21 protein-coding genes are annotated in these 22,464 nt (G+C 57.9%); 4 read left to right on the forward strand and 17 right to left on the reverse strand.

Going from position 1 to position 22,464, the window contains the following annotated elements; translation table 11 throughout:
• Nucleotide 1: 1 nt before the first annotated feature.
• Genes AC1RR3_RS00970 through AC1RR3_RS00985 form a run of 4 tightly spaced genes read right to left on the reverse strand, consistent with a single transcriptional unit; the run spans nt 2 to nt 4,413 of the window.
• Nucleotides 2-1,018, reverse strand: coding sequence for an ABC transporter ATP-binding protein (locus AC1RR3_RS00970; protein WP_492818443.1), 1,017 nt, complete (start codon nt 1,016-1,018; stop codon nt 2-4).
• Entirely contained in the window at nt 1,015-1,914 is a 900-nt protein-coding gene (locus tag AC1RR3_RS00975; RefSeq protein ID WP_492818445.1) for an ABC transporter permease, read from the reverse strand. Before AC1RR3_RS00975 ends, AC1RR3_RS00970 begins: the two co-directional genes overlap by 4 nt.
• A gap of 18 nt (nt 1,915-1,932) precedes the next feature.
• Entirely contained in the window at nt 1,933-2,850 is a 918-nt protein-coding gene (locus AC1RR3_RS00980; RefSeq protein ID WP_492818447.1) for an ABC transporter permease, read from the reverse strand.
• Between the two features lie 39 nt (nt 2,851-2,889).
• On the reverse strand, nt 2,890-4,413 hold the full coding sequence (locus tag AC1RR3_RS00985; protein WP_492818449.1) for an ABC transporter substrate-binding protein: 1,524 nt from the start codon (nt 4,411-4,413) through the stop codon (nt 2,890-2,892).
• Between the two features lie 595 nt (nt 4,414-5,008).
• Between AC1RR3_RS00985 and AC1RR3_RS00990 the strand changes: the two genes are divergently transcribed.
• Nucleotides 5,009-5,785 (forward strand): SDR family oxidoreductase, encoded by a 777-nt coding sequence (locus AC1RR3_RS00990; protein ID WP_492818451.1) that lies wholly within the window; start codon nt 5,009-5,011, stop codon nt 5,783-5,785.
• A 189-nt stretch (nt 5,786-5,974) separates the two neighbouring features.
• Here the strand turns inward: AC1RR3_RS00990 and AC1RR3_RS00995 are convergent, their stop codons facing one another.
• Entirely contained in the window at nt 5,975-7,108 is a 1,134-nt protein-coding gene (locus AC1RR3_RS00995) for a CaiB/BaiF CoA transferase family protein (RefSeq protein ID WP_492818453.1), read from the reverse strand.
• A 243-nt stretch (nt 7,109-7,351) separates the two neighbouring features.
• On the opposite strand from AC1RR3_RS00995, the gene AC1RR3_RS01000 reads away from it, so the two are divergent.
• Nucleotides 7,352-8,077, forward strand: coding sequence for an enoyl-CoA hydratase/isomerase family protein (locus AC1RR3_RS01000; RefSeq protein ID WP_492818455.1), 726 nt, complete (start codon nt 7,352-7,354; stop codon nt 8,075-8,077).
• Nucleotides 8,078-8,085: 8 nt separating this feature from the next.
• Here AC1RR3_RS01000 and AC1RR3_RS01005 read toward each other — a convergent pair whose 3' ends face one another.
• From AC1RR3_RS01005 to AC1RR3_RS01030, 6 genes are all read right to left on the reverse strand, one after another.
• Entirely contained in the window at nt 8,086-8,622 is a 537-nt protein-coding gene (locus AC1RR3_RS01005) for a MarR family winged helix-turn-helix transcriptional regulator (RefSeq protein WP_492818457.1), read from the reverse strand.
• A 265-nt stretch (nt 8,623-8,887) separates the two neighbouring features.
• Nucleotides 8,888-9,937, reverse strand: a complete 1,050-nt coding sequence (locus tag AC1RR3_RS01010) for an ABC transporter substrate-binding protein (protein ID WP_492818459.1) — start codon at nt 9,935-9,937, stop codon at nt 8,888-8,890.
• 38 nt (nt 9,938-9,975) lie between these two features.
• Nucleotides 9,976-10,800 carry an ABC transporter permease gene (locus AC1RR3_RS01015; RefSeq protein ID WP_492818461.1) on the reverse strand — a complete coding sequence of 275 codons (825 nt, stop codon included), beginning with the start codon at nt 10,798-10,800 and terminating at the stop codon, nt 9,976-9,978.
• Nucleotides 10,797-11,630, reverse strand: a complete 834-nt coding sequence (locus tag AC1RR3_RS01020) for an ABC transporter ATP-binding protein (protein WP_492818463.1) — start codon at nt 11,628-11,630, stop codon at nt 10,797-10,799. The genes AC1RR3_RS01015 and AC1RR3_RS01020 overlap by 4 nt, the downstream gene beginning before the upstream one ends.
• Nucleotides 11,631-11,823: 193 nt before the next feature.
• The gene (locus tag AC1RR3_RS01025; RefSeq protein ID WP_492818465.1) at nt 11,824-12,333 is read right to left on the reverse strand and encodes a flavin reductase family protein; all 510 of its coding nucleotides are present in this window, start codon (nt 12,331-12,333) and stop codon (nt 11,824-11,826) included.
• Between the two features lie 32 nt (nt 12,334-12,365).
• The gene (locus AC1RR3_RS01030) at nt 12,366-13,715 is read right to left on the reverse strand and encodes an LLM class flavin-dependent oxidoreductase (RefSeq protein WP_492818467.1); all 1,350 of its coding nucleotides are present in this window, start codon (nt 13,713-13,715) and stop codon (nt 12,366-12,368) included.
• An 80-nt stretch (nt 13,716-13,795) separates the two neighbouring features.
• Here AC1RR3_RS01030 and AC1RR3_RS01035 point away from each other — a divergent pair, with 80 nt between their 5' ends.
• Nucleotides 13,796-14,821 carry a YeiH family protein gene (locus AC1RR3_RS01035; protein WP_492818469.1) on the forward strand — a complete coding sequence of 342 codons (1,026 nt, stop codon included), beginning with the start codon at nt 13,796-13,798 and terminating at the stop codon, nt 14,819-14,821.
• 294 nt (nt 14,822-15,115) lie between these two features.
• Here AC1RR3_RS01035 and glnT read toward each other — a convergent pair whose 3' ends face one another.
• The 6 genes from glnT to AC1RR3_RS01065 form a co-directional block, all read right to left on the reverse strand.
• A complete protein-coding gene (gene glnT / locus AC1RR3_RS01040) occupies nt 15,116-16,411 on the reverse strand; it encodes a type III glutamate--ammonia ligase (protein ID WP_492818471.1) in 1,296 nt (431 codons plus the stop codon).
• Between the two features lie 32 nt (nt 16,412-16,443).
• On the reverse strand, nt 16,444-17,784 hold the full coding sequence (locus tag AC1RR3_RS01045) for an FMN-binding glutamate synthase family protein (RefSeq protein ID WP_492818473.1): 1,341 nt from the start codon (nt 17,782-17,784) through the stop codon (nt 16,444-16,446).
• Between the two features lie 10 nt (nt 17,785-17,794).
• A complete protein-coding gene (locus tag AC1RR3_RS01050) occupies nt 17,795-18,478 on the reverse strand; it encodes a protein glxC (protein WP_492818475.1) in 684 nt (227 codons plus the stop codon).
• Nucleotides 18,479-18,480: 2 nt separating this feature from the next.
• The gene (locus tag AC1RR3_RS01055; RefSeq protein ID WP_492818477.1) at nt 18,481-19,371 is read right to left on the reverse strand and encodes a class II glutamine amidotransferase; all 891 of its coding nucleotides are present in this window, start codon (nt 19,369-19,371) and stop codon (nt 18,481-18,483) included.
• Nucleotides 19,372-19,454: 83 nt separating this feature from the next.
• Nucleotides 19,455-20,084 carry a helix-turn-helix domain-containing protein gene (locus tag AC1RR3_RS01060; protein WP_492818479.1) on the reverse strand — a complete coding sequence of 210 codons (630 nt, stop codon included), beginning with the start codon at nt 20,082-20,084 and terminating at the stop codon, nt 19,455-19,457.
• A gap of 41 nt (nt 20,085-20,125) precedes the next feature.
• On the reverse strand, nt 20,126-21,106 hold the full coding sequence (locus tag AC1RR3_RS01065; protein WP_492818481.1) for a GlxA family transcriptional regulator: 981 nt from the start codon (nt 21,104-21,106) through the stop codon (nt 20,126-20,128).
• A gap of 103 nt (nt 21,107-21,209) precedes the next feature.
• Here AC1RR3_RS01065 and AC1RR3_RS01070 point away from each other — a divergent pair, with 103 nt between their 5' ends.
• Nucleotides 21,210-22,460, forward strand: a complete 1,251-nt coding sequence (locus AC1RR3_RS01070; protein WP_492818483.1) for a sarcosine oxidase subunit beta family protein — start codon at nt 21,210-21,212, stop codon at nt 22,458-22,460.
• The last annotated feature ends 4 nt before the right edge of the window (nt 22,461-22,464 follow it).

Raw genomic sequence — 22,464 nt, forward strand, 5'->3', positions numbered from 1 at the left:
CTCACCTTCGGTTCATCTGCCCGGAATTCCGGTCGCTTGCGCTGCGTTCAACCACTGGAACAAGGCAGCGAAGGTAGTGACCGGGGGCTATTTCATTGAGCGGTAGAGAATTCGATCGGCACGCCATCCGGGCGTAGTCGCATCTGTCTCGAAACGCACAGCCCTCGAAGTCCGATGTGACAAGAGGAACAACTCCACGGATAAATGGCAGCCTTGTTCCCCGCGCCGTTTTTCCGGGCACCGGGATGCACGAAAGCAATTCCGCATAGTACGGATGGGCCGCTTGATGGAGGAGTTGTTCCAAGGGGCCGTGTTCGACAACCTGGCCCGCGTACATGACGTACACCTCGTCTGCCGTCGCAGACACCACACCCAGATCGTGGGTGATCAGGACGATTGCCATCCCCATCTCGTCTTGCAATTCCTTGAGCAGCGCAAGAATCTGCGCCTGCGTCGTCACGTCCAGAGCGGTCGTCGGCTCGTCAGCCAGCAGCAACGCGGGCGAGCACATCAGCGCCATCGCGATTATGGTCCTTTGGCGGAGGCCACCCGAAAGCTGATGCGGATACTGCCGGAACCGCAGGTCAGGCGAAGGAATTCCTACTCGATCCAGCAGACCGAGCGCCCGCCTTCGCGCCTCCTCCGCACTGCCCTTCCCGTGCGATACGAAAACCTCGGTTAGCTGCTCACCGATCGTGAGCACCGGATTCAGCGAAGTCATCGGATCCTGAAAGATGAAGCCTACCTTCGAACCCAGGATGTGCGACATGCCGGCCTTGCCGTAATCCTTGGTTTCCTCTCCACAGATGCGGATCGAACGAGCAGCCCTCTTGGCCGCGCGCGGCAGGAGGGCTGTCGCCGCGAAGGCAGTCATCGATTTGCCCGAGCCGGATTCGCCGACGATGCATACTGTCTTGCCAGCTTCGACTCTCAACGACACGTCGCGCACCGGCATCAACAGATGACCGGGCTTCGCGATCGATACACTAAGTCCCGCGATTTCGAGAACGATCGTCAATTGCGTGTCTCCGGTCCGACGACATCACGGAGACCGTCGCCCAACAAATTTATGCCGAGCACGAACAGGAACAGAGCGGAGCCCGGCACTGCGATCATCCAGGGGCTGAAAAAAATGAACTCGCGCGCCTCCGCTATCATGAGCCCCCAGGACGGAAGGGGCGGCTGAACGCCAAGGCCGAGAAATGACAGGGCCGCCTCGAGGAGAATGGCATTTGCCATTTCGAGTGTCGCAACCACGACGACCGGATTCAGGACATTTGGCAAAACCTCCTGAACTATGACTCGGAAGTTTGACGCGCCAACTGCGCGCGCGGCGACGATGTAGTCCTGCGTGCAAGTTCTTTGCGTAACCGTACGCACAACCACCGCAAATCGATCCCACAGCAGGAACCCTAACACCGTGACGATGACGAAGAGCGAGCTTCCGACGAGCGACACGACGGCCAGCGCGACGAGGACGACAGGCATACTGAGCCGGACCGTGACGAGGTACACGACAAGGGCGTCGATCCTTCCACCGAAGAAGCCCGCCAACAGCCCCATGGACGTGCCTATGGTCCCGGAGATAACCATGGTCGCTACGCCGATGAGGAGCGATATCCGGGCGCCATATATCATGCGCGCAAGGTAGTCCCGCCCGAACTTGTCGGTACCCAGGGGATGTGCCCAACTGCCGTCTGTCTGCCAAACCGGACTCAGAAGGCGGGCCGACAGGTTTTGGACATAGGGGTCTTGCGAGGTGAGCAACGGTGCGAAAAGCGCGAGGATGACGACTATGCCCACGACGGCCACGCCAAGCATGAGACCTGAATGCGAGAGAACCCGTCGCCGCAACGCGGCGGCAGGGGTCTCTGCGACGAAGACGTTAAGTTCCGCCATGGATTTTGCTTGCATGCCTATCGCTCCACCCGCTTAAGCACGACGCAGACGGGGATCAATCGCAGCGTTCATTACGTCGGCGAGCAGCGCGAGCAGCACGTAAAAGATCGATATGATGAATACCGTGGCCTGGACGACGGGAAAGTCACCTCGGCTGATCGATTCCCACGCAAGCGCTCCGAGACCCTCGATCGCGAAAATGGTTTCAATTACGACCGAACCACCCAGCATAAACCCGAACTGCACCGCCGCGAGGGAAACGACTGGTATCACCGCATTCGATAGCGCGTGCCTCAAAACGACCCGCGCCTCCGAGAGCCCTTTTGCTCGTGCAGTCCTGATGTAATCCGAATCGAGCACATCGATCATTTCCGCTCTAATCAGTCGCATGAAGGCCGGCGCGGAATAGTACCCGAGAGCGATCGCAGGCAGCACGAAATGCGCGGGGGTGTCGCTCCCGGAGATCGGCAAGACGCCCAACTTGAGCCCGAAGACGATGATGAGCAGGAGTGAGAACCAGAAATTGGGCATCGCCTGCCCGAACAGGGCGACGGAAAGTGCCGCCTTGTCCAACTTTGAATTTGGCCTGAATGCCGCGACGAGGCCGAGCGGGATTGCCAAAGCCAACGCGAAGCAGAGGGAGAGGAAGCCGAGCGCGGCAGTGATGGGAATCCTCTTGGCTAGGATGGTCCCAACGGACGTGGAGAAGTAGATGGACTCCCCGAAGTCGCCCTGTGCCGCGCGGGTAACCCAAGCCAGGTATTGGACAACCAGGGGCCGATCCAACCCATACTTCGCCCTGAGTGCTGCGACTGTTTCCTGGGAGGCGCCCTCGCCAGCCAGAGACCGAACCGGATCTCCCGCTAGATTCAGGAGAAAGAACGCGATGGCTGAGACGGTAAGTCCGACGAGCAGCGCCAAGCCCAATCTCTTTACTAGGTAAGCGCCCAATATATTTCTCCATCATCGGAAACAATGACACCGGTGCCATCATTTCCAGCTTGCGCGGTAAAGGTGAGCGTACTCGTCCTTTTGCGGTGGAAGATCGAGGTCCTTTGAAAGCGCGAAGAGATTGACGTAGCTGAACATCGGCACCACGTACGTTTCTTTCGCGATCAGCTCGAACGCCAGCCGGTAGGCCCGCTTCCGTTCGTCCGGAACGATCGAAGAGTCAGCAAGTTCGAGATAAGTGCGTATCTCGTCGTTCCTAGCGTAATCCGACGGTCCGCCCTTGAAGAACTCGCTCACGATCGCGGAGACGTCGGCAACCCCGTAGGACCCCCAGTTCATGTGAACGAAGACGGTTTCTCCAGCCTGCAATTTTTGCAGTAAGGCGGGAAACTGCATAAAGCGTAGGTTCGCGCGTATGCCGACCGCTCTCAGATAAGTCACGACCGCTTCCGAGTACGAGCGAAAGCTGAAAGCATAGAGATCGATATCAAAGCCGTCCGGGTATCCCGCCGATGTGAGCAACTTCCTGGCACCTTCCACGTCGTAAGCGATTTGCTTAACCCCGTCCTCGGTGCATCCGAACTGGAGGGGATAGCAGAGTGAGTTCAGGACCCGCGCGCCTGGGCCAGCAAGATTCTTGGCCATCGATGCACGGTCAATGGCCATTGCAACCGCCTCACGCACTTCCCGCTTCTTGAACGGTGAATTCGGGGTCCTCGACGCCGCATCCAACAGCAGGAAACCGAGCCGAAGGCTTTCGTTGGTTTGCACTTGAAGATTTGGAACGGCCCCCAGCTTTGCTGCTTGGTCCTCAGGAACGCGCCACATCCAGTCAATTCGTCCCGAGAGGAGCTCCGCGATCTGCGTATTGACGTCGGGAATAGTACGTTGATTGATACGCTGAATTGTAGGTTTTCCCTTCGGAGAGCCTGACCAGTATGAATCATTTCGTTCGAACGTAATGGTGCGGCCCGGGTTGACCGCCGAAACCTTGAACGGCCCGGTCCCGATCGGCTGCTCTCCGAAGACCTTCACGCCAACCTTAGCGTGGTACGCGGCCGGATAGATTGGAATGGGGCCCGAAAGATACTCCAGAGCTGCAGGAAACGGCCGCTTAAGATGTATTCGAACGGACAAAGGCCCGGTCTTCTCGGCTCCGGCGAGCCAACTGACGTTGTTCCGTGTCGGAATGACGTTGCCTTCGTCGGCAAGCCACTTCAGCGTGTACACGACGTCGTCTGCACTGAAGGCGTCGCCGTTCTGAAAAACGACCCCCTCCCTCAATTTCATATCCAGCGTCACTCGGTCGGCCCACGTCCAGGACAGGGCAAGAAGGGGCTGCAACTGAAGTGAGGCCGGATCGCGGTAGATTAACGTGTCGAACACGAGGTTCTGTACGATGTTGATTTCCGGCGTAACGTTGAAGTAGCGGTCCAGCGTATTGAGCTCGGTCGCCCATGCTACGTTCAAGGAATTGGTGGCCTTCTCCGCGCAGGCCTGCCCTGGCCATACGCCAGACAGAACGACAAGGGCGACTGCAGCAAACCTTGAAATCATGTCCATCCAGGACCCCCAAAAATATAGTAAAGTCAATTTGGTTGTTTTTAAACCCTACATGTGCGAAATAGGTTCAACAAATTAGTTTTTGTGGAGGACTTCTTCGAAGTTTTCGAATGCACGCGAAGAATGGAATCGGCGCTCGCCGAGCGAACGCGTTTGCCTTGATTTCTGAGGGCGCGTTTTTTGCCCTTAGGCTCAAATCGAGTGTGTTTTAGGCTGGCTGCTCCAAACGGGAAGCCGGCATTTCGTCGGAGCATGCCCGCCTCCGCTCAACGTTCGACTTTCCTTTGAACAGTTCGGGGTTGAACTGCCGAGGCCGGCACATTCACACATGTTCCGCCGGCTGCTCTCCCAAAGGCGGATATTCCGTGACTGCCTCTTCGCGAACTGAGCAATCTCCAGTGATCGGCTTGGTCAATTCGCAGCTTGCTGCCGAAATCAACTCCTCTCAAACCAGCGGTGATCGGCCGACGCCGTTCAATTTAGCGCTGCTTCCCGTCACGCGTTGTTCTGAAAACAATCGCGTCTTATCGGATATCGGGTGGATAGCCCCGGCGATCTCGACACATTGTGGCTCGCGAATAAGGGGAGAATCCAAATGAAGACCTCAAGAATGGCGCTGGATGGCAAGGTCGCAATCATTACCGGAGCGAGCTCGGGGATTGGGCGCGCTATCGCTACGCTTTTTGCGGCCGAAGGAGCACGCGTCGTGGTCACAGCGCGACGTCGGGATTTGCTCGACGGCCTGGTTCAGGAGATCGAGGCCGCCGGCGGTATCGCTCGCGCGCTGGCAGGCGATGTATGCAATGAACCTTTCGTGCGTAGTCTCGTAGATGAAGCCAAATCGCGCTTCGGCGGGCTCGACATCGCGGTCAACAATGCCGGGGCGATCGGCCCGATGGCGCCAACGCCAGATGTGACCCGCGAAGCCTGGGACGAGACGATAGCGACCAATCTGACTAGCTCATTTCTTGGCGCCAAGTATCAGATTCCCGCGATGCTCGCGCGTGGCGCCGGATCGCTGATCTTCGTCAGCTCGTTCGTCGGCTACACCGCCGCGATGCCGGGCGCCGCCACGTACGCAGCCAGCAAGGCCGGCCAGATCGGCCTGATGAAGGCTCTTGCGGTCGAGTACGGGCCGCATGGGATTCGCGTGAACGCTCTGCTACCGGGTGGGACCCAGACGGCCGCGGCTGACGCGATGGCCAATACCGAAGAAATGAAGGCTTTCGTGCGCAACATGCACGCTCTGAAGCGGATTGCCGAACCGGAGGAGCAGGCACGCGCGGCATTGTTCTTGGCGTCCGATGCAGCGACCTTCGTCACCGGCAGCGCAATGTTGGTCGATGGCGGCGTGTCGATCAACAAAACCTGAGCATTCGCTGTCGTGCAGCGCAGCGTCAGGATTATTTCACGGACTCACTAATGAGAAAACCTCATCCATTTCTGGCCCGGACTGCAAGAGGGTGGAAGTCATGCGTGGCCAGATGAAGCCGCCGGCTAGAGCTCGAAACGTTGTGAAATTGATGTTCTTTTGTTCCCAAGATACGGCCGCAGTCCGCGATCACGTATCTTGGTCGAAGATCGACGGACCGTGTTGATCCAAATCAGGCGCCGGAGATAGCTGTTCTTCTTCCGCAATAGACAACTTGATTGGATTGCCGGCCAGTAGGTAGGTCCCAGTGCCAATAGTTGTCGGGGTAAACATGTGGCGGGCCTGTAACTGAGGGTGATCGAGAAGATCCGATATTCCATTGATTCGTCCGCAAGGCACGCGCTCAGCGTTCAGCCTTTTGATCCATTCTGATACCGATGCGACAGCCAGTAGGCTTTCGATTTCCGCGGTGAGGTTCTCGCGGTTCTCCAAACGCAATTCCGGTGTTGAATAGTCTTGATCTGTCCGTAGCGCGCTTGAGCGAAGCACGGTGCAGAGACGCAGGAATGTCTCATTGTTCGCGGCGGAGATGACGACGGGTCCGTCCGCAGCCAAGAAGGCGCCAAAAGGCGCAATCGAGGGGTGTCTGTTTCCCTCTGGCTTCGGCTCGCGGCCGGTAACGGCTCGCCGCATGATCGCGTTCTCAAGTAGCGCGACCTGACAATCGAGCATCGAGATATCCGCAAAGCATCCTTCGCCATGCGCCGCCCTGTATGCCAGGCCGCCGAGCGCCGCCACCGCTCCATACAGGCCGGCCGCTATGTCTCCGATCGGCACGCCAGCCTTCGTCCCGCGCGTTCCGGGTTCCCCGGTAATGCTCATCAGTCCACCCAATGCCTGAATGACGAGATCGTAGGCAGGTTCATTCGACTGAGGCCCTGTCTGCCCGAAGCCCGATATGGCAACGTAGACAAGCCGGGGATTAGCTTGCGAGAGGGTTTTCCAGGCGAGGCCCAGGCGGTCCATGACACCTGGCCGAAAATTCTCGACCAGTATGTCCGTGGTCTGCAAGAGTTTGAGGAATTTCTGCTTGTCTCGGGGCCTCTTCAGATCGAGAACGACGGACTGCTTTCCACGGTTTACCGAAGCAAAGTAGCCGGAAGAATCGCCGTCGAACGGGCCAAACCTTCGCGATTCATCGCCGTCGGGTGCCTCGACCTTGATCACGCGTGCACCGAGTTGTGCCAGTACAAGCGTACAGAACGGTCCTGAGAGCACTCTGGTCAAATCAAGGACCGTGATCCCCTCAAGTGGCCTAGGCATGGCTTTTCCGCTCTCTTGCGGGGGTCGGCGGAGCGCACAATCGCGTCATGGCTGACCCGGAGTGAAGCAACCAAGCAGGAGTTGCCCGAACCACGAGAGTGAAGTCAAACCCGTTCTTTGGATATCGCACTTTCAAAAATACCAAGAAAGGATCGAGACGAAATGGTCCGTCGGTATGATAAAATGCGACACCTTGCGCAATATGGGACGGGCGCAAACCGTCCGTGAATTTCTGGACTTGATGTGGACCAGCCACTGAATATCAAGAGAAGCGGTGAAACCGTTTTCTTGGAGATAGCCCGACCTGAAAGAGCTAATTCGCTCGACCATCAGCTTGTCGACTTGCTCACGGAGGCCGTTGCGCGAAGTCGTCGCGAGAGCTGCCGTCTGCTGGTTTTCACTGGAGTCGGTTCAGCGTTTTGCTCCGGCTTCGACCTGTCCGTGGTTCCGAACGCGACCGAGGGAGACCTTACCGTCCTGTTTTTGAAGATCGAATTGCTTTTGCAAGATATCTGGCATGCCCCGTTTGCTACAGCCTGCTTCGTGCAGGGCCCGGCATATGGGGCCGGGGCCGACCTTGTTTGTGCATGCGATTTCAGGATTGGTGGCTCCGCCGCGCGCTTTCGTTTTCCTGGTCCGCAATTCGGGTTGGTCTTGGGGACGCGCCGGCTGTCGGAACGAATCGGTTCAGACCTTGCACAAGACCTTCTCTTTAGCGGCCGGGTCGTTGGTGCGGAGGAGGCGGTATCAATCGGACTTCTGAACCGCCAGGATGAGGTCGCATCGATTGAGGCGGAATGCGCTCGCCTTACACAACTGTTAAAGGCCGACCTGAGTGCCATAGCAACCATTCGGGGACTTACCCGGCCTGACACCACCGCCCAGGATATGTTGGTGCTGGTAAGGTCAGCGCTAAACTCGCCGCTGAAGATCAGGATTATCGAGGCGCTCGGCCCGCGTGCGAAATAGCCGGGTCATTACTCGCTGTCTGCGATGGTTTGCAGGGCAATTTTCAATTGATCCATTGCCCCTGGATGCAGCAGCTTCTCGTATTCCGCTTCTATGTTCCTAAGATTTTCGATGCTGTCGAGCATCATCTTCCAACCCAGCTTGGTGAATTTCACGATACGCACCCGTCCGTCATGCTTGTCATTCGTGCGCGTGACGTAACCTTGCTGCTCCATCTCCGTTATGATTTGGCCCATGCCCTGGATGGTCATCCCGGCGCGGTCAGAGAGATCGCTTATACGGGTCCCTTCGAAGTCGAGGTTGGAAAAAAGAGCCAGGTGCATAGGCCGTATGTCGGTGAATCCCTTACTGTTCAGACGATCAGCAATCCTCTTGATTAGCGCTCGATGGCTTCGAATTAGAAGCTGCCGGATGTTAACCGTTCGCTCTTGCTTCAAGTTTGATAGTGGTACATTCGTCAAGAGCTTCTCCGCGGCCGGCCTCTTTACTTTCCTAGCGGCGGCGCTATCTGATTTTCCTAAATTGGGCGATGTCTTCTTGGCCACTGTGGTCCCGCGCAGCATGTTTGTAGGCATGCTCCAGGACTAACATCGCGCACAACTCGATGCCAAGCACGTTTTGCATTTTATCGATGATTTAGTTCGGTAAATTCTAAGATCTCCGGGCCCCGGTACTCGAATAGATGACCCGGAACACGATAGGCAGGCAATGACCGTAAGGCTCCCTGGGGCAGACCCATGGAACGCTTGTCTGCAACAGGAACGCGCCAAAGAGACGCGTTCCTGGCCATAGCTCAGGCCTCCCCCTAGGTCAGGCCTTTGTCTTGATATCGATGAGCGAAGGATGATTGCCGGCCTGCACGTCCCGCATGGCCTTCTCCATGTATGACATCTCAACGAGAGGCGCCACGTCCAACCGATCTCCGGCGAGCTTCTGATCGTACAGAAAGTCGATAATTAGCTGTGCGTACTTGACGTCGGACTGGTCGAGCCGGAAATCCAGCGTTTTCACGTTCGTGACTGGCGCACGGAGGTAACGATCCGCGCTCTGCGTAGCCTTGATGATTGAAGCATCGACGCGTGACGCTTGGGCAAGCCACTGGACGGCCTTTTCCGAATTGTTCGAGGCCCACCACGTCGCTGCGATCCATGCCTTGCAGTACCGTACGGCTCCCTCTTCGCCATTGCGATCAAGGAACCTGTCGGTGACTGCCTGCCATCCAAGTGCCTGTGCCGGCGTCGACATGTACAGCACCTTTCCGACACCCTGCGCGAGGATGCGTTCGAGGGCGGGATCCCAAATGACGGCGGCATCGATTATCTTCTGCTGGAGAGCCGCCACCGCCTCGGGCAGATCCAGATTGACGAGTGATACATCCTTGTTTGGATTGAGCCCCGCCGCTTCGATACTCTTCAGTGCGCCAATGTATGAGCCACCAACGAAGGATCCTCCCAGCTTTCTGCCCTTGAGATCTGCAAGCGACTTAGCCGACAGGTCGGGCTGCGCGACGATTGCCCATCGCCAATCGTTGGCGCGCATAATGACCTTGGAACCCTTGCGGCGTGACGTACCGCGCAGAACGGTTACATCGCCGCCTACGAGGGTATCTGACGATCCGCCTACTGCCGCTTCTGCAAGCGGACCTCCCGTCGAGAATACGGGAAACTCCGCCTTCACATTCATGATGTCGAGAATGTTCGTATTCTTGAGGACTTCGAAGGGCAGCGCTCCAGGGGACCAATAGTGGTAGCCTATCTTCATATTCATCACTCCTTCACCCTGCGCGATCGCGCGGAGCGGAGCGAAGCCCGATAGCATGCCCGCAGTTGCCGCAGACTTGAGGAAATCTCGACGTCTCATCGCAAGCTCCTTTTGATGTGGGTGGGTCCAAGGGGGATTTACCGGGGCTTCCAACGCATGTATCGCCGCTCCGCCATCATCATCACCGCATTCATGGAGAAGCCAGCAATGCCGATGACTACCATCCCGGCGATTACGCGCTCAGTATCGAGCAAGGTACGCGCAATCTGAATCATGTAGCCAAGGCCAGACTGGGCTGCGATCAGTTCGGCTGCGATAACACACATCCAACCGACCCCTAGTCCGACCCGCATCCCGGCAACGATGTACGGCACCAGCGATGGGAGCAAAACGCGTCTGACGAAGAGCAATCGACTCGCGCCTACACATCTAGCGACGTTTCGGAAAACCGGTTCGAGCGACTGCGCTCCGAGATACGTGTTGGTAAAGATCGGGAAGAATGAACCGAGGAAAATCAAGAACCAGGCGGGTTTGTCCCCCAATCCAAACCACAATATCGCCAGCGGTATCCACGCAATAACAGAGATCGGTCGGAGAAGCTCGACGGCCGGCACAACTATGCGCGACGCCATTCTCCATTGAGAGCAAATGATCCCCAAGAGGATACCGACGACGGAAGCAAGAGTGAAGCCGACGGTCACTCGCAGGAGACTGGCCGCAAGGTCACCCCAGAGCTGCCCGGATACGGCCATCTCCCGAAGCGCGCGTATGATCGCGCTCGGCGGCGGCGTTAGCTGTCCGCTTGCAAGCCCGAACCTAACGGCAGCCTCCCAAGCGAGCAAGAGGCCACCAAACACCAGAATTCTATCAGAATTCGAAGCAAGCCATCCGACGCTCCGAAGCAGTGCACCTTGAGAGGTCGATTGCTTGCCTATGTCGTCGATTGCAAGATTGTCGCTCACGGTTGACTCCGAATGGCTTGCTTTGCTTCATCGCGAAGAGTGGTTGCAAGTCGTTCCCGATAGTGCGCGAATTGCTCGCTACTGTGACGCATCTCGAATGTGCGCGGGCGAGGCAACTCTATCTTCACGATCTCCTTGACCCGGCCGGGGCGAAACGACATCACCAGCACGACATCGCTCAGAAGCACGGCTTCGTCGATATTGTGTGTGATCAGAACGAACGTTTGACCGGTTACGTCGCGAATCCTGAGTATCTCTTCCTGGAGGACATCCCGGGTTAAGCTATCGAGAGCGCCGAACGGCTCGTCCATGAGGACAATTTCTGGCCCTAGAGCCAAAGCTCTTGCTATTCCGACCCTCTGCTTCATTCCGCCGGAGATTTCGTGCGGATACCTCTTCTCAAAGCCATTAAGTTGCACTAGCTCGATATACTTGGCGGCGATACTTTCTCTCTGCTGTCGCGGCAGGCCCCGTGCCTCCAGCCCGAACGCGATATTGTCCCGAACAGTCATCCAAGGGAAAAGGCCATATTCCTGAAATACGACCATTCGCTCGGGATGCGGCCCCGTAACGGGCGTACCCTTGTAAGACACGATGCCTCTGGTAGGTTCGACGAATCCTGCGATCATCTGGAGAATGGTGGTCTTTCCGCAACCGGAGGGTCCGATTATCGAAAGAAACTCGCCCCTCTTCACAGAGAAGTCGATATTGTCGACTGCGAGCTGGCCTGTTTCTCCTTGGCCGAAGAATTTCGCTACTCCGCTCAAATCAACAAGCTTCTCGGCTGCACCGAGGTCCGGCTCCGACGGCCCGCCGGCGATCGCCTTCATCGTTGTCGCCCGAGATCCCTGGATGAGCCTCATCGAATTTCCGCCTTTACAAAAGTTGCTTTATGAAAGCAGGTTCTATATTTTTGGTCAACGTAACTGCTGCTCGATTTTTGGGGCAGCGACGCATTGATTTGATGCATTTGCCGCTAAACGAACCGCGATCGGAGCAAGCCCCGTGGGCGTTCAGTATCGTCTACGCAGCCCGACTGCTCTCAAGGCTTCGATAGTTGCCGTCGTGATAGAGTAATGGGGCCCCCTCCGTCAGGCTTGTTGCAACGATTTTGCCGATGAAGATCGTGTGACTTCCGGAGTCGAACTGATTGGAAACGACGCATTCGAGATGGGCTTCGGCACCCTCGATTGAGGGGCACCCATTGCTCCCCAGAACATGCGGCACGTTGTCGAACGGCTCCATGGGCCGCGACGCAAAGTGGGCAGCGAGACGTTCCTGGCCTGCCGCAAGAATATTCACCGTGAATGCCTTCGTTCTCTGAATGATAGGGTGCGATCGATTATCCTTGTTGATGATGATTAGAAGAGATGGAGGATCCGCAGAAACGCTGCACACTGCGGTCGCGGTCATTCCGTTTTTCTTATCACCGTCCAAGGTCGTGATCACGTTCACGCTCGCTGCGAATTTCCGCATCGCCCGCTTGAACTCTTCGTTTGGAATCGCCGCTGCTGCTTCAACGTTCTTCGACATCTGTCCCCTCTCCATCGCTCTATTTCGCGGGCCTAGGCGACTGACCTCGACAGTGCGGCATCGTCGTTGATATGCTCCCGCAACGTGCTTCCACTGTATTCGCGACGAAAAAGTCCTCTCGTCTGAAGCGCCGGCACCACCAAATCGACGAAATCATTAAAAGTATCCGGAAGGAAGGCGGGAGATATGACGAAGCCGTCTGCGCCACTTTCGCGAAACATCTCCGTAAGTTCTTCGGTCACCTGCGACGCCGATCCGCAAATTTGAGGAACCATTACGCTTTGTCCGTAAATGCGCCCGATATCCTTGAGTGTCAGGCTCTTGTCTTTGGCCATTTGGGTAACTGCCGCGATGTTACCTTTGCTACCAGTACTCTCGATCTTCTGAACGGGCGCATCGAGCTCGTAGTCCGACAAGTCAACGTTCGCATGACCCGATAACGTGGAGAGACCTACCATCGGGTGCACGAGGCTATTGTGTTGCTCCTTCTTCTCGGACGCTTCCGATGATGTCTCGGCTACGAAGGGCATGACGGCCGTGAGGACTTTGCAGCAATGCGGCGAACGTCCGATTGACTGAAGCTCTTCTCGGATATCGGAAGTAAACCGCTTCATCACCGCCACGTTAGGCGAGACATTGAAGATGACGTCCGCCCATTTTGCTGCAAAAATCTTGCCGCGACCGGATGACCCAGCTTGGATGATGACGGGTCTGCCCTGGGGACTTGAGGGGATATTGAGAGGTCCCCTGGACTTGAAATATTCACCTACATGGTTGACGTAGTGGACCTTGCTGGGATCCGCGTAGATTCCGCCGACCTTGTCGAGAACCAGGGCGCCCTCCTCCCAGCTGTCCCAGAGTTTAGTCGTTACCTCCATGAATTCGTCCGCACGGTCATACCGCTTGTCGTGGGGCATATGAGCGTCCATGCCGAAGTTCATCGCCTCGCCATCGTTCATTGATGTGACGACATTCCATGCGGCCCGCCCTGCCGAAATGTGGTCGATCGTCCTGAAGGCGCGAGCGACATGATAAGGCATGTCGTATGTCGTCGAACGGGTTGCGCCGAGTCCGATTCGGTCCGTGACCGCCGCTAAGGCCCCCATCAAGGGAATGGGGTCCATCCTCGTCGCATCCTGATCTCCAAAACGGATACCCAGCTCAAGGCCAGCGCCGAACCGATCCGCGATTCCGAGGCGATCTGCAAAGAACAGCAGGTCGAACTTCCCTCGCTCCAACGTTCGAGCGATGTCGGCATAGTATTTCATCGAGAGGAAGCCCGGTTCACTCCGTGGATTCCGCCACAATGCATGGCTGTGAACCACGGGGCCGGCAATTAAGAGTCCGCAGAGGTGCATTTGCCGCTGAGCGTACTGATCCATAATGTCCTCGCTATTTACAAAAGCTACTTTACTAAATTTACTTTTCTAGTGTATGTCAAGCCCCACAGACAGGGGCGAGCATGCAAGACGTACACATTCAGGAAGCGCCTAACCGAATCGGACGCGTCAGGCGCCTGATACCTGGCTTTGCTATCGCAACGGCGATTGCACTTCTCGCTCGCCAAATCCGGGACCTGTCGGGGTTGGACGCCTTGAACCCGGTAGTTGTCGCTCTCGCGCTCGGCTTGGCGGTGCGCGTCTCGATGGGAGAACACCAGGTTCTTAAGCCCGGCATTGCATTTACCGTTCGACCCGTTCTGCGCGCCGCGATCGTTCTGCTAGGCCTTCAGGTTACGCTCGGTCAGCTTGGTTCGATCGGGCCCGCCGCGCTCGTTCTCGCGGTAGCCGTAGTCTTCTTGACAATGGGCGCGACCTTGGTCGCGGGTCATTGGCTGGGCGTCGAACCCAGGCTTGCCGCTTTGATCGCGTCTGGAACGGCGATATGCGGGGCGAGTGCGGTCGTTGCCGCAAACCAGGTTATTGATGGCACGGACGAGGACGTGTCCTATTCACTGGCAGCCGTCACGTTGTTCGGTACCATTTCCATGATTGTATTTCCATTGCTGGCCCCGACTCTCAATCTAGAACCACGCGCATTCGGGCTATGGGCCGGCTTGTCGGTACATGAAGTAATCCAGGCGGTTGGCGCAGCCGCTTCGGCCGGTCCTGCGGCAGCAGAAGCCGGCACGGTCTCGAAGCTTGCCCGCGTCGTGTTGCTTGCGCCGGCCGTGATTGGGCTCGGCTGGTGGGCTCGACATTCCGCTGCCCAAAGGGGCGGCCTGACCGTGAGAGCGCCAACACCTTGGTTCGCCTTCGGCTTCCTGCTCTTGGTCGCGGTGGGGAGCACGGGAATAATACCGAGATGGGTAGTCCAAGTTTCTGCAAGCGCTACGCCAATCATGCTGGCTGCTGCTGTGGCTGCACTCGGCATGTGTACAGACCTTCGCGCACTTCGGCAGAGGGGAATGAGGCCACTGGCACTTGGCGCCGCATCGTCGCTTTTCATTGCCCTTCTGGCGTGGACCGGAATTAGGATGATCGGGTGAAACAGCATTCTTCACCTGATTGTGCGTCTAACTCCACTCGCGGAGGCCACCCTTGTGTGGGCAAGCGATATTTCGTTGGGTTCTGTTAGATTCGCCGAACGTTTGATGAGTCAAGGACGTCGGCGCCCTCCCGACCCGACTTAGGAAATACGGCGCGACATTTTCCACAGCGCAGAAAACCCCCGCGCGACTTGACGCAAGCCGCGAGGGTCGCAGTATTGGAACAGAAGGGTAGCTAACGATGGTGTGATATGGTGCCAACCGAAGCTTCAGGCATCGCTGGCCGATAGATGACTAGCAATCCATCGTCGTGTCGCGTTCCCACTCAGTAAGATGCCTGGCGTAGTCGTTCCACTCAATCTTCTTCAGCTTAAGGTATGCCGGCACAAACTCACCAAGGCCTTCAGCCATGACCTCGGACTGTTCCAAAGCTCTAATCGCATCAAGCAGATTGAGTGGAAGCCGCTTAACGTCGCTGACGGTGTGCCCATCAGTATACATGTTGATGTCGAGGCGCTTGCCGGGGTCGCGCCTTGCCTCGATGCCGTCCAACCCTGCCGCGAGGATTGCTGCCTGCATCGCGTAGGGATTGGCGGCACCGTCAGGCAACCGAAGCTCGAACCTACCAGACTCGGGAATACGGATCATGTGGGTGCGGTTGTTCCCGGTATACGTGACCGAGTTGGGCGACCATGTCGCGCCCGAAATGGTGCGGGGCGCATTGATGCGCTTGTAGGAATTCACGGTCGGATTCAGAATTGCGGCCATCGCATCGGCGGAATTGATGATGCCGCCAATAAAATTGTAACCCAGCGCGGACACACCCAGTTCGCCGGCGTCATCCTCGACGAGATTCCGCTTTCCATCCCACAGGGACACATGGACGTGACAGCCGTTGCCCGTGAGGTGCGCGAAGGGCTTCGGCATGAAGGTCGCCCGAAGACCGTGTTTCTCGGCAATCGACTTGGCCATGTACTTGAAGAAGGCGTGCCGGTCTGCCGTGATCAACGCGTCGTCAAAATCCCAGTTCATCTCGAACTGTCCGTTGGCGTCCTCGTGATCACTTTGATAAGGCTTCCAGCCGAGCGTCAGCATGCACTCGCTGATTTCACTGATCACGTCGTAACGGCGCATTAGCGCCGACTGATCATAGCACGGCTTGATTTGTCGATCTGCGCCGTCCCCGACTTCGCGTCCGTCAGGGGTGACAAGGAAGAATTCGCATTCAACGCCGCTCTTGAGCTGTATTCCTTTCGCTGCAGCTCTTGCGATCAGGCGTTTCAACGTATTCCGGGGCGCCTGCTCGACGGGCTTGCCGTTCATCCACAGGTCAGCAGCCAGCCAACCTACCTCAGGCTTCCAGGGGAGCTGGATCAGGCTCGTGGGGTCTGGCTTCGCCAGCACGTCGGGATCAGCCGGCGACATGTCCATCCATGTTGCAAAGCCAGCAAACCCGGCGCCCGCCTTTACCATTTGGGCTATTGCAGCAGAGGGCACGAGCTTGGCCCGCAGCGTTCCGAACAGATCGGTGTACGCGATTAGAAAGTTCTTAATACCGCGTTCCTTGGCAATCGCCGTCAGATCCAACATTTTTTCCTCACCTACGCGCCCACAATTGGAATTCAATAGCCCGACGTGCCAGGTATCCAGTTCGTGCCGGCGAGTGGCACCCCAGCCATCGCCGCCGCCTCGACGGTCAGCGCAACGAGGTCCTCCGGCTCCAGATTGTGGACATGGCTCTTGCCACAGGCCCGGGCTATGGTCTGGCACTCGAGCGTCAGAACCGAGAGATAGTTGGAAAGGCGACGCCCTGCGATCACGGGATCGAGCCGCGCAGCCAGCACGGGATCCTGTGTTGTGATCCCGGCGGGATCGCGGCCTTCATGCCAATCGTCATAGGCGCCCGCGGTTGTTCCGAGTTTGCGGTACTCGGCCTCAAACCGCGGATCGTTGTCCCCGAGTGCGATTAGCGCGGCGGTACCGATCGCGACCGCATCGGCACCAAGTGCAAGCGCCTTAGCGACATCAGCCCCGGTGCGAATGCCTCCGGATACTATGAGCTGCACTTTGCGGTGCATACCGAGATCCTGGAGCGCCTGAACCGCCGGCCTGATGGCCGCAAGGATGGGCAACCCCACATTCTCGATGAAAACCTCCTGGGTCGCAGCCGTACCGCCCTGCATCCCATCCAGAACGACAACGTCTGCACCGGACTTTATCGCAAGTGCAGTGTCGTAGTACGGACGGCTCGCGCCCACCTTGACGTAGATGGGCTTCTCCCAATCCGTTATTTCCCGCAGTTCCTCTATCTTGATCTCAAGATCGTCCGGACCAGTCCAGTCAGGGTGCCGACAGGCCGACCGCTGATCGATCCCCTCCGGCAAATTGCGCATCTTCGCAACGCGAGGAGAGATCTTCTGGCCGAGAAGCATTCCGCCTCCGCCCGGCTTGGCACCCTGCCCGATGACGATCTCGATAGCGTCGGCCTTGCGTAGATCCTCCGGATTCATCCCGTAGCGTGACGGCAGATACTGATACACGAGCGTGGACGAATGGGTCCTCTCCTCAGGAGTCATTCCACCGTCTCCGGTCGTGGTGGAGGTGCCAACAGCGGAAGCACCTCGGCCGAGCGCTTCCTTTGCCCGCCCCGAGAGTGCGCCGAAGCTCATACCGGCGATGGTTACCGGGATCTTCAATTCGATCGGCTTCTTTGCAAAGCGAGCACCGAGCACGACATTCGTCCCGCACCGCTCGCGATAGCCTTCCAGCGGATATCTGGATATCGAGGCCCCGAGAAAGAGAAGGTCGTCGAAATGCGGCAGCTTGCGTTTCGCGCCTCCTCCTCGGATGTCGTAGATTCCGGTCGATGCGGCGCGCTGGATCTCAGCGATCGAATGTGGATCGAACGTGGCTGAAAAGCGGGGCAACGTTCCGTGACGGGGCTGGCTATCTGGTTTGCTCATGAATGGCCGATCAGTAGGAGTCGACGTTATCGACATGAAAATGATAGAGACGCCGGGCGGAGCCGAAGAGCTTGAAATCCTCGACCGACAGGGCGAGATCCGCCTTGGCCAGCACACCGGAGAGGATCGCCCGATCGTCCGCTCCCATCTCTTTCTCGATGCAATCGGTTCCGAGACTGACGACTTTTCCACGCACGAACAGCCGGGCTTCGTAGATCGAATCTCCCAAGGCCTCGCCGGCGTCCCCCAGGACCACGAGATTTCCCGCCTGTGCCATGAAAGCGCTCATCGGCCCGATCGAGCCTTTGACGACGATGTCTATGCCCTTCATGGAAATGCCGCAGCGGGCCGAAGCGTTTCCGTCGATCACGAGCAAACCGCCTCGTCCCGTCGCGCCTGCAGCTTGGCTTGCATCACCTTTTACGTGAACGGTTCCGGACATCATGTTTTCGGCGACGCCAACGCCTGCATTGCCCTCCACGATGACGGTCGCGAGATCATTCATACCGGCGCAGTAGTAGCCGACGTGCCCGGCGATCTGGACCGTGATAGGCTTATCCAGACCGCAGGCGACGGAATGCTTTCCGCCGGGGTTCGAAACTGCCCAGTGCGTCTCATTGGTATCTCGCGGCAATGCGTGAAGCTTCGCATTGAAGTCGCGGAGCGCGGACGTCGAAAGATCGTACGTCGGCATGCTCAGCGTTCCCAGACATAAACTTTAGCCGGCTCCGGCTCGAACACTCTCGCTGTTTCGATGCCCGGCAGTGCAGCGAGCGCGCGATACTCTGAGCCAAATGCCACATAGTCGCCGGTTTCAGCCATCACGGCGGGCTTGCATGCGATAGGATCGCGCAGCACGGCAAAGCCCGTTTCGGTCCCCACCACGAAAGTGTAGAAGCCATCGAGGTCCTTGAGCCCCCGCTCAAGCGCTTGTTTCAGCGTTGCTCCCTCATGCATGCACCAAGAGAGGTAGCCGGCGGCAACTTCCGTGTCGTTTTCCGTCGCGAATTTAATCCCGTTCCGCTTCAGCTCGCGCCGAAGGGCATTGTGGTTCGAAAGCGAGCCATTGTGAACGAGGCACTGGTCGCGTCCGGTCGAGAACGGGTGGGCTCCGCGCGTGGTGACTGCAGACTCGGTCGCCATTCGCGTATGACCTACGCCATGCGTGCCGGCCATTCCCGCCAAATCGAAACGTTCGGATACCTTGGTTGGGAGCCCAACCTCTTTGTAGATTTCCATGCGTGAGCCGTAGCCGACCACTTCGACTGCGTCGTCCCGTTCAGCAACGAAGGATTGCAGGGCCGGAACCGTCTCAGGCGAAACCGAGAGAACCGCGTGATTGGACCGGTAGACATGCCGAAGGGCGCCAAATTTCTCTTGGATGGCAGCCACTGCATTTCTGAGTTTACCGCAGTCGTCCGCCCGGACCGTCACCTTCAGATCCTTGGCTGAACCGCCTCCGTAGATCGCGAAGCCAGTGCTGTCAGGGCCACGGTCCGTGAGGACGGCAAGCATCTGCGAAAGCAGCGCACCGAGCTGCGGCTCGAATTTGGCATTCTTCAGGTAAAGACCCGCAATTCCACACATAATTCCTCACAGGAAACCTTGTATCCTGTCAGGTAATATGACTAAATTGACTGTGTCAACTAGAAAAGTAACTTTTGTATATCTCAGCGCCCGGTGCGTGGGTAAACGATGATCGAGAGATAGGTCGCCGGAAGGGAAATCAGGCGTTCGGGGCCATGCAGTGCGCCCGAGTCGAACATCAACGCGTCGCCTGGCTTCAGATGATAATCTTGATCTGCGTGGCGATAGGTTACTTCGCCGCTGAGCATGTAAATCAGCTCGACACCGTCGTGCTGAAAGCCGGTGTACGGTACCGCGTCCTCTCTCAAGGTGATCAGGTAAGGCTCCAGTACAACCTCTCCGCGGAGGCTGTGCCCAAGCAGATTATAGACGTGCCCCGCCTTAGTGCCGCGACGCTCGATCTGAACTCCTTGCCCGGCCCTGACAAACGAGCAATCGCGTCGGTCTTCGTGGGCCGCAAAGAGCGTCGTGATCGGCACGGCAAGCGCGGTCGAGAGCGCTTCGAGGGAGGACAGCGAAGCCGAGATTTGACCGTTTTCTATCTTCGAAAGCATGCCTGGCGACATGTCCGCCGACGCCGCAAGATCTGCTATCGACAGATCGGCGCTGCGCCGCAATTCTCGCACTTGAACGCCAATTGCGCGTTCGAGGCTCCTCTTGCCGGTTCTAGGCGCATTCGAACCCGTCAGGATTTCTTCGATATCGTCCTTCATGCGTAACCGCTTCCTGTCCCGCCATCTAAATCGCGTACATCCTATCGCCTAAGCCTTTGTCGTTTCTTCCCGGCTCCGCCTGACGCCCGATCCTTCGAAGGAGAGACGCCAAACTTCGTCCGATAAGATTTGGCGAAGTGGCTCGAGTTCGAAAAGCCGCATTCGGCACCTATCTGCGTCAGCGGCAGAGTAGTTTGACGCAAAAGTGTCCGCGCCCTCGTTAGGCGCAAGGACATATATTGTTGACTGATGGTCATGCCGACGTGACCCACGAATAGCCGCTCAAGCTGTCGTACCGATACTTTCACTGCATTTGCAAGAACGTCCCTTGGTAGCGGCTTGGCAAGCTGCCTCTCCATCATGCCTACTGCCGAAATTACGGCCCGATTACTGGTTCCAAGCCGGTGCCGTAAGGCAATGCGTTGCGTGCTATCGCCAACACGGACGGCCGTCTGCAAGTACCAGTCACTGACCCGTGCGGCCAGCGTCTCCCCGTGATCCCGGCGAATGATTTCATGCATCATGTCCAGCGCCGCTACGCCGCCACCGCAGGTTAGCCGGTTCCGATCGATCTCGAATAGCGCTCCTGTCGCTGCGATGTCGGGAAACGCTTCAGTGAATGCCGGCAGATGCTCCCAGTGGATCGTGCATCTGAATCCGTCCAGGAGTCCCGCCCTGGCAAGAATGAAGGGACCGCCGGAAACGCCGCCTACCGCACAACCCGATCGCGCCAACCGGCGCAGCCATGCGAGGGTCTTCGGTTCGCTAAAGGAGGCCGGATTGCCGCCTGCGAAGATAAGTACCGAGTCAAAACGAGGACTATCCTGGATCGTGCAGTCCGAAGACGAGGAAAGCCTGCCGGAAGACAGCACCTTGTTTCCTTTCACCGAGACCAGCAACCACTCATATAGCGTCCTACCCGCGAGTACGTTTGCAGCCCGCAGCGGTTCGACTGCGGATGCGAACGACATCAGCGCGAAATCGTCTATGAGGAGAAGGCCGAAGCGATGCGGACGAGACATTTTCTGCGTTTGTCGTTCTTGGAACGATGAGTGTCGCTTCTGGCGTATAACCCAACATTGGTTGTTGCGATAGTCCGTCTCCGTCCAGGAGCGACACACTCCAATGCGTTATTCGATCCTATCGCTACTCAAGGATGCCCTCTCCGGCGGTACCGGCAAAAGGCCGCAATGGCGCGACGCGTCACCGAAGGCCGAATATGATATCGTCATAATCGGCGGCGGCGGCCACGGACTGGCGACCGCGTATTACCTCGCAAAACATCACCGTCGCGCAAACATTGCCGTGCTCGAGAGGGCCTGGATCGGCGGCGGCAACGTCGGCCGCAACACCACGATAATCCGCTCGAACTACCTGCTGTCTGGAAACATCCCGCTTTACGAGCTGTCAATGAGCCTGTGGGAGGGGCTGGAACAGGACATCAACTACAATGCCATGGTCAGTCAGCGCGGCGTACTGAACCTCTTCCATTCCGACGGCCAGCGCGATGGTTACGCGCGACGCGGCAATGCAATGCGCATCCATGGGATAGACGCGGAACTCCTCGATCAGGACGGCGTCCGAAAGCTGTATCCGTTCTTGAACTACGATGCGGCGCGCTTTCCAATCCAGGGCGGCCTTCTTCAACGGAGGGGCGGAACCGTGCGCCACGACGCCGTCGCGTGGGGCTATGCCCGCGCGGCGAGCGAGCGTGGCGTCGACATCATCCAGAACTGCGAAGTGACCGGCATTTCGTCGTCGGGCGGACGTGTGACGGGGGTTGGCACCACCCGTGGCGCGATCAGGGCGAAGAAGGTCGCAATCGTTGTGGCGGGCAATACTTCGCGCGTAGCGGCGTTGGCCGGCCTGCGGCTGCCGATCGAAAGCCACGTCCTTCAGGCATTCGTTTCCGAAGGGCTTAAGCCGGTCATACCCGGCGTGATCACCTTCGGTGCAGGTCATTTCTACCTCAGCCAGTCGGACAAAGGCGGCTTGGTGTTTGGCGGCGACATCGACGGATACAATTCATACGCCCAGCGGGGCAACCTGCCAGTCGTGGAGGACGTCTGCGAAGGCGGCATGGCGCTGATGCCCGCTATCGGGCGCGCGCGCGTGCTGCGCAGCTGGGGCGGTCTTATGGACATGTCGATGGACGGATCGCCCATCATCGATCGCATGCCCACCGAAGGACTCTATCTGAATGCCGGTTGGTGCTACGGCGGATTCAAGGCGACGCCGGGGTCCGGCTTCGCCTTCGCGCACCTCATAGCGACCGACTCGCCGCATCCCGCTGCAGCGGAACTGGGTCTTGGCCGGTTTCGCTCGGGCCGCGTCCTCGACGAAAAGGGCCAGGGTGCCCAACCGAACCTTCACTGAGGCA

Source organism: Bradyrhizobium sp. GW821-FHT13H05 (genome assembly GCF_058804065.1).

Bases quoted from the DNA above. Each gene is read 5' to 3' on its own strand.
- glnT (WP_492818471.1), bottom strand. From the start codon at position 16,411: ATGTTGGATCTGACGGCGATTGCCAAGGAACGCGGTATTAAGAACTTT.
- AC1RR3_RS00985 (WP_492818449.1), bottom strand. From the start codon at position 4,413: ATGGACATGATTTCAAGGTTTGCTGCAGTCGCCCTTGTCGTTCTGTCT.
- AC1RR3_RS01050 (WP_492818475.1), bottom strand. From the start codon at position 18,478: ATGCCGACGTACGATCTTTCGACGTCCGCGCTCCGCGACTTCAATGCG.
- AC1RR3_RS01070 (WP_492818483.1), top strand. From the start codon at position 21,210: ATGCGTTATTCGATCCTATCGCTACTCAAGGATGCCCTCTCCGGCGGT.
- AC1RR3_RS01035 (WP_492818469.1), top strand. From the start codon at position 13,796: ATGCAAGACGTACACATTCAGGAAGCGCCTAACCGAATCGGACGCGTC.
- AC1RR3_RS01010 (WP_492818459.1), bottom strand. From the start codon at position 9,937: ATGAGACGTCGAGATTTCCTCAAGTCTGCGGCAACTGCGGGCATGCTA.
- AC1RR3_RS00990 (WP_492818451.1), top strand. From the start codon at position 5,009: ATGAAGACCTCAAGAATGGCGCTGGATGGCAAGGTCGCAATCATTACC.
- AC1RR3_RS01065 (WP_492818481.1), bottom strand. From the start codon at position 21,106: ATGTCTCGTCCGCATCGCTTCGGCCTTCTCCTCATAGACGATTTCGCG.
- AC1RR3_RS01060 (WP_492818479.1), bottom strand. From the start codon at position 20,084: ATGAAGGACGATATCGAAGAAATCCTGACGGGTTCGAATGCGCCTAGA.
- AC1RR3_RS01025 (WP_492818465.1), bottom strand. From the start codon at position 12,333: ATGTCGAAGAACGTTGAAGCAGCAGCGGCGATTCCAAACGAAGAGTTC.
- AC1RR3_RS01020 (WP_492818463.1), bottom strand. From the start codon at position 11,630: ATGAAGGCGATCGCCGGCGGGCCGTCGGAGCCGGACCTCGGTGCAGCC.
- AC1RR3_RS01030 (WP_492818467.1), bottom strand. From the start codon at position 13,715: ATGGATCAGTACGCTCAGCGGCAAATGCACCTCTGCGGACTCTTAATT.
- AC1RR3_RS00975 (WP_492818445.1), bottom strand. From the start codon at position 1,914: ATGCAAGCAAAATCCATGGCGGAACTTAACGTCTTCGTCGCAGAGACC.
- AC1RR3_RS01045 (WP_492818473.1), bottom strand. From the start codon at position 17,784: ATGAGCAAACCAGATAGCCAGCCCCGTCACGGAACGTTGCCCCGCTTT.
- AC1RR3_RS01055 (WP_492818477.1), bottom strand. From the start codon at position 19,371: ATGTGTGGAATTGCGGGTCTTTACCTGAAGAATGCCAAATTCGAGCCG.
- AC1RR3_RS00995 (WP_492818453.1), bottom strand. From the start codon at position 7,108: ATGCCTAGGCCACTTGAGGGGATCACGGTCCTTGATTTGACCAGAGTG.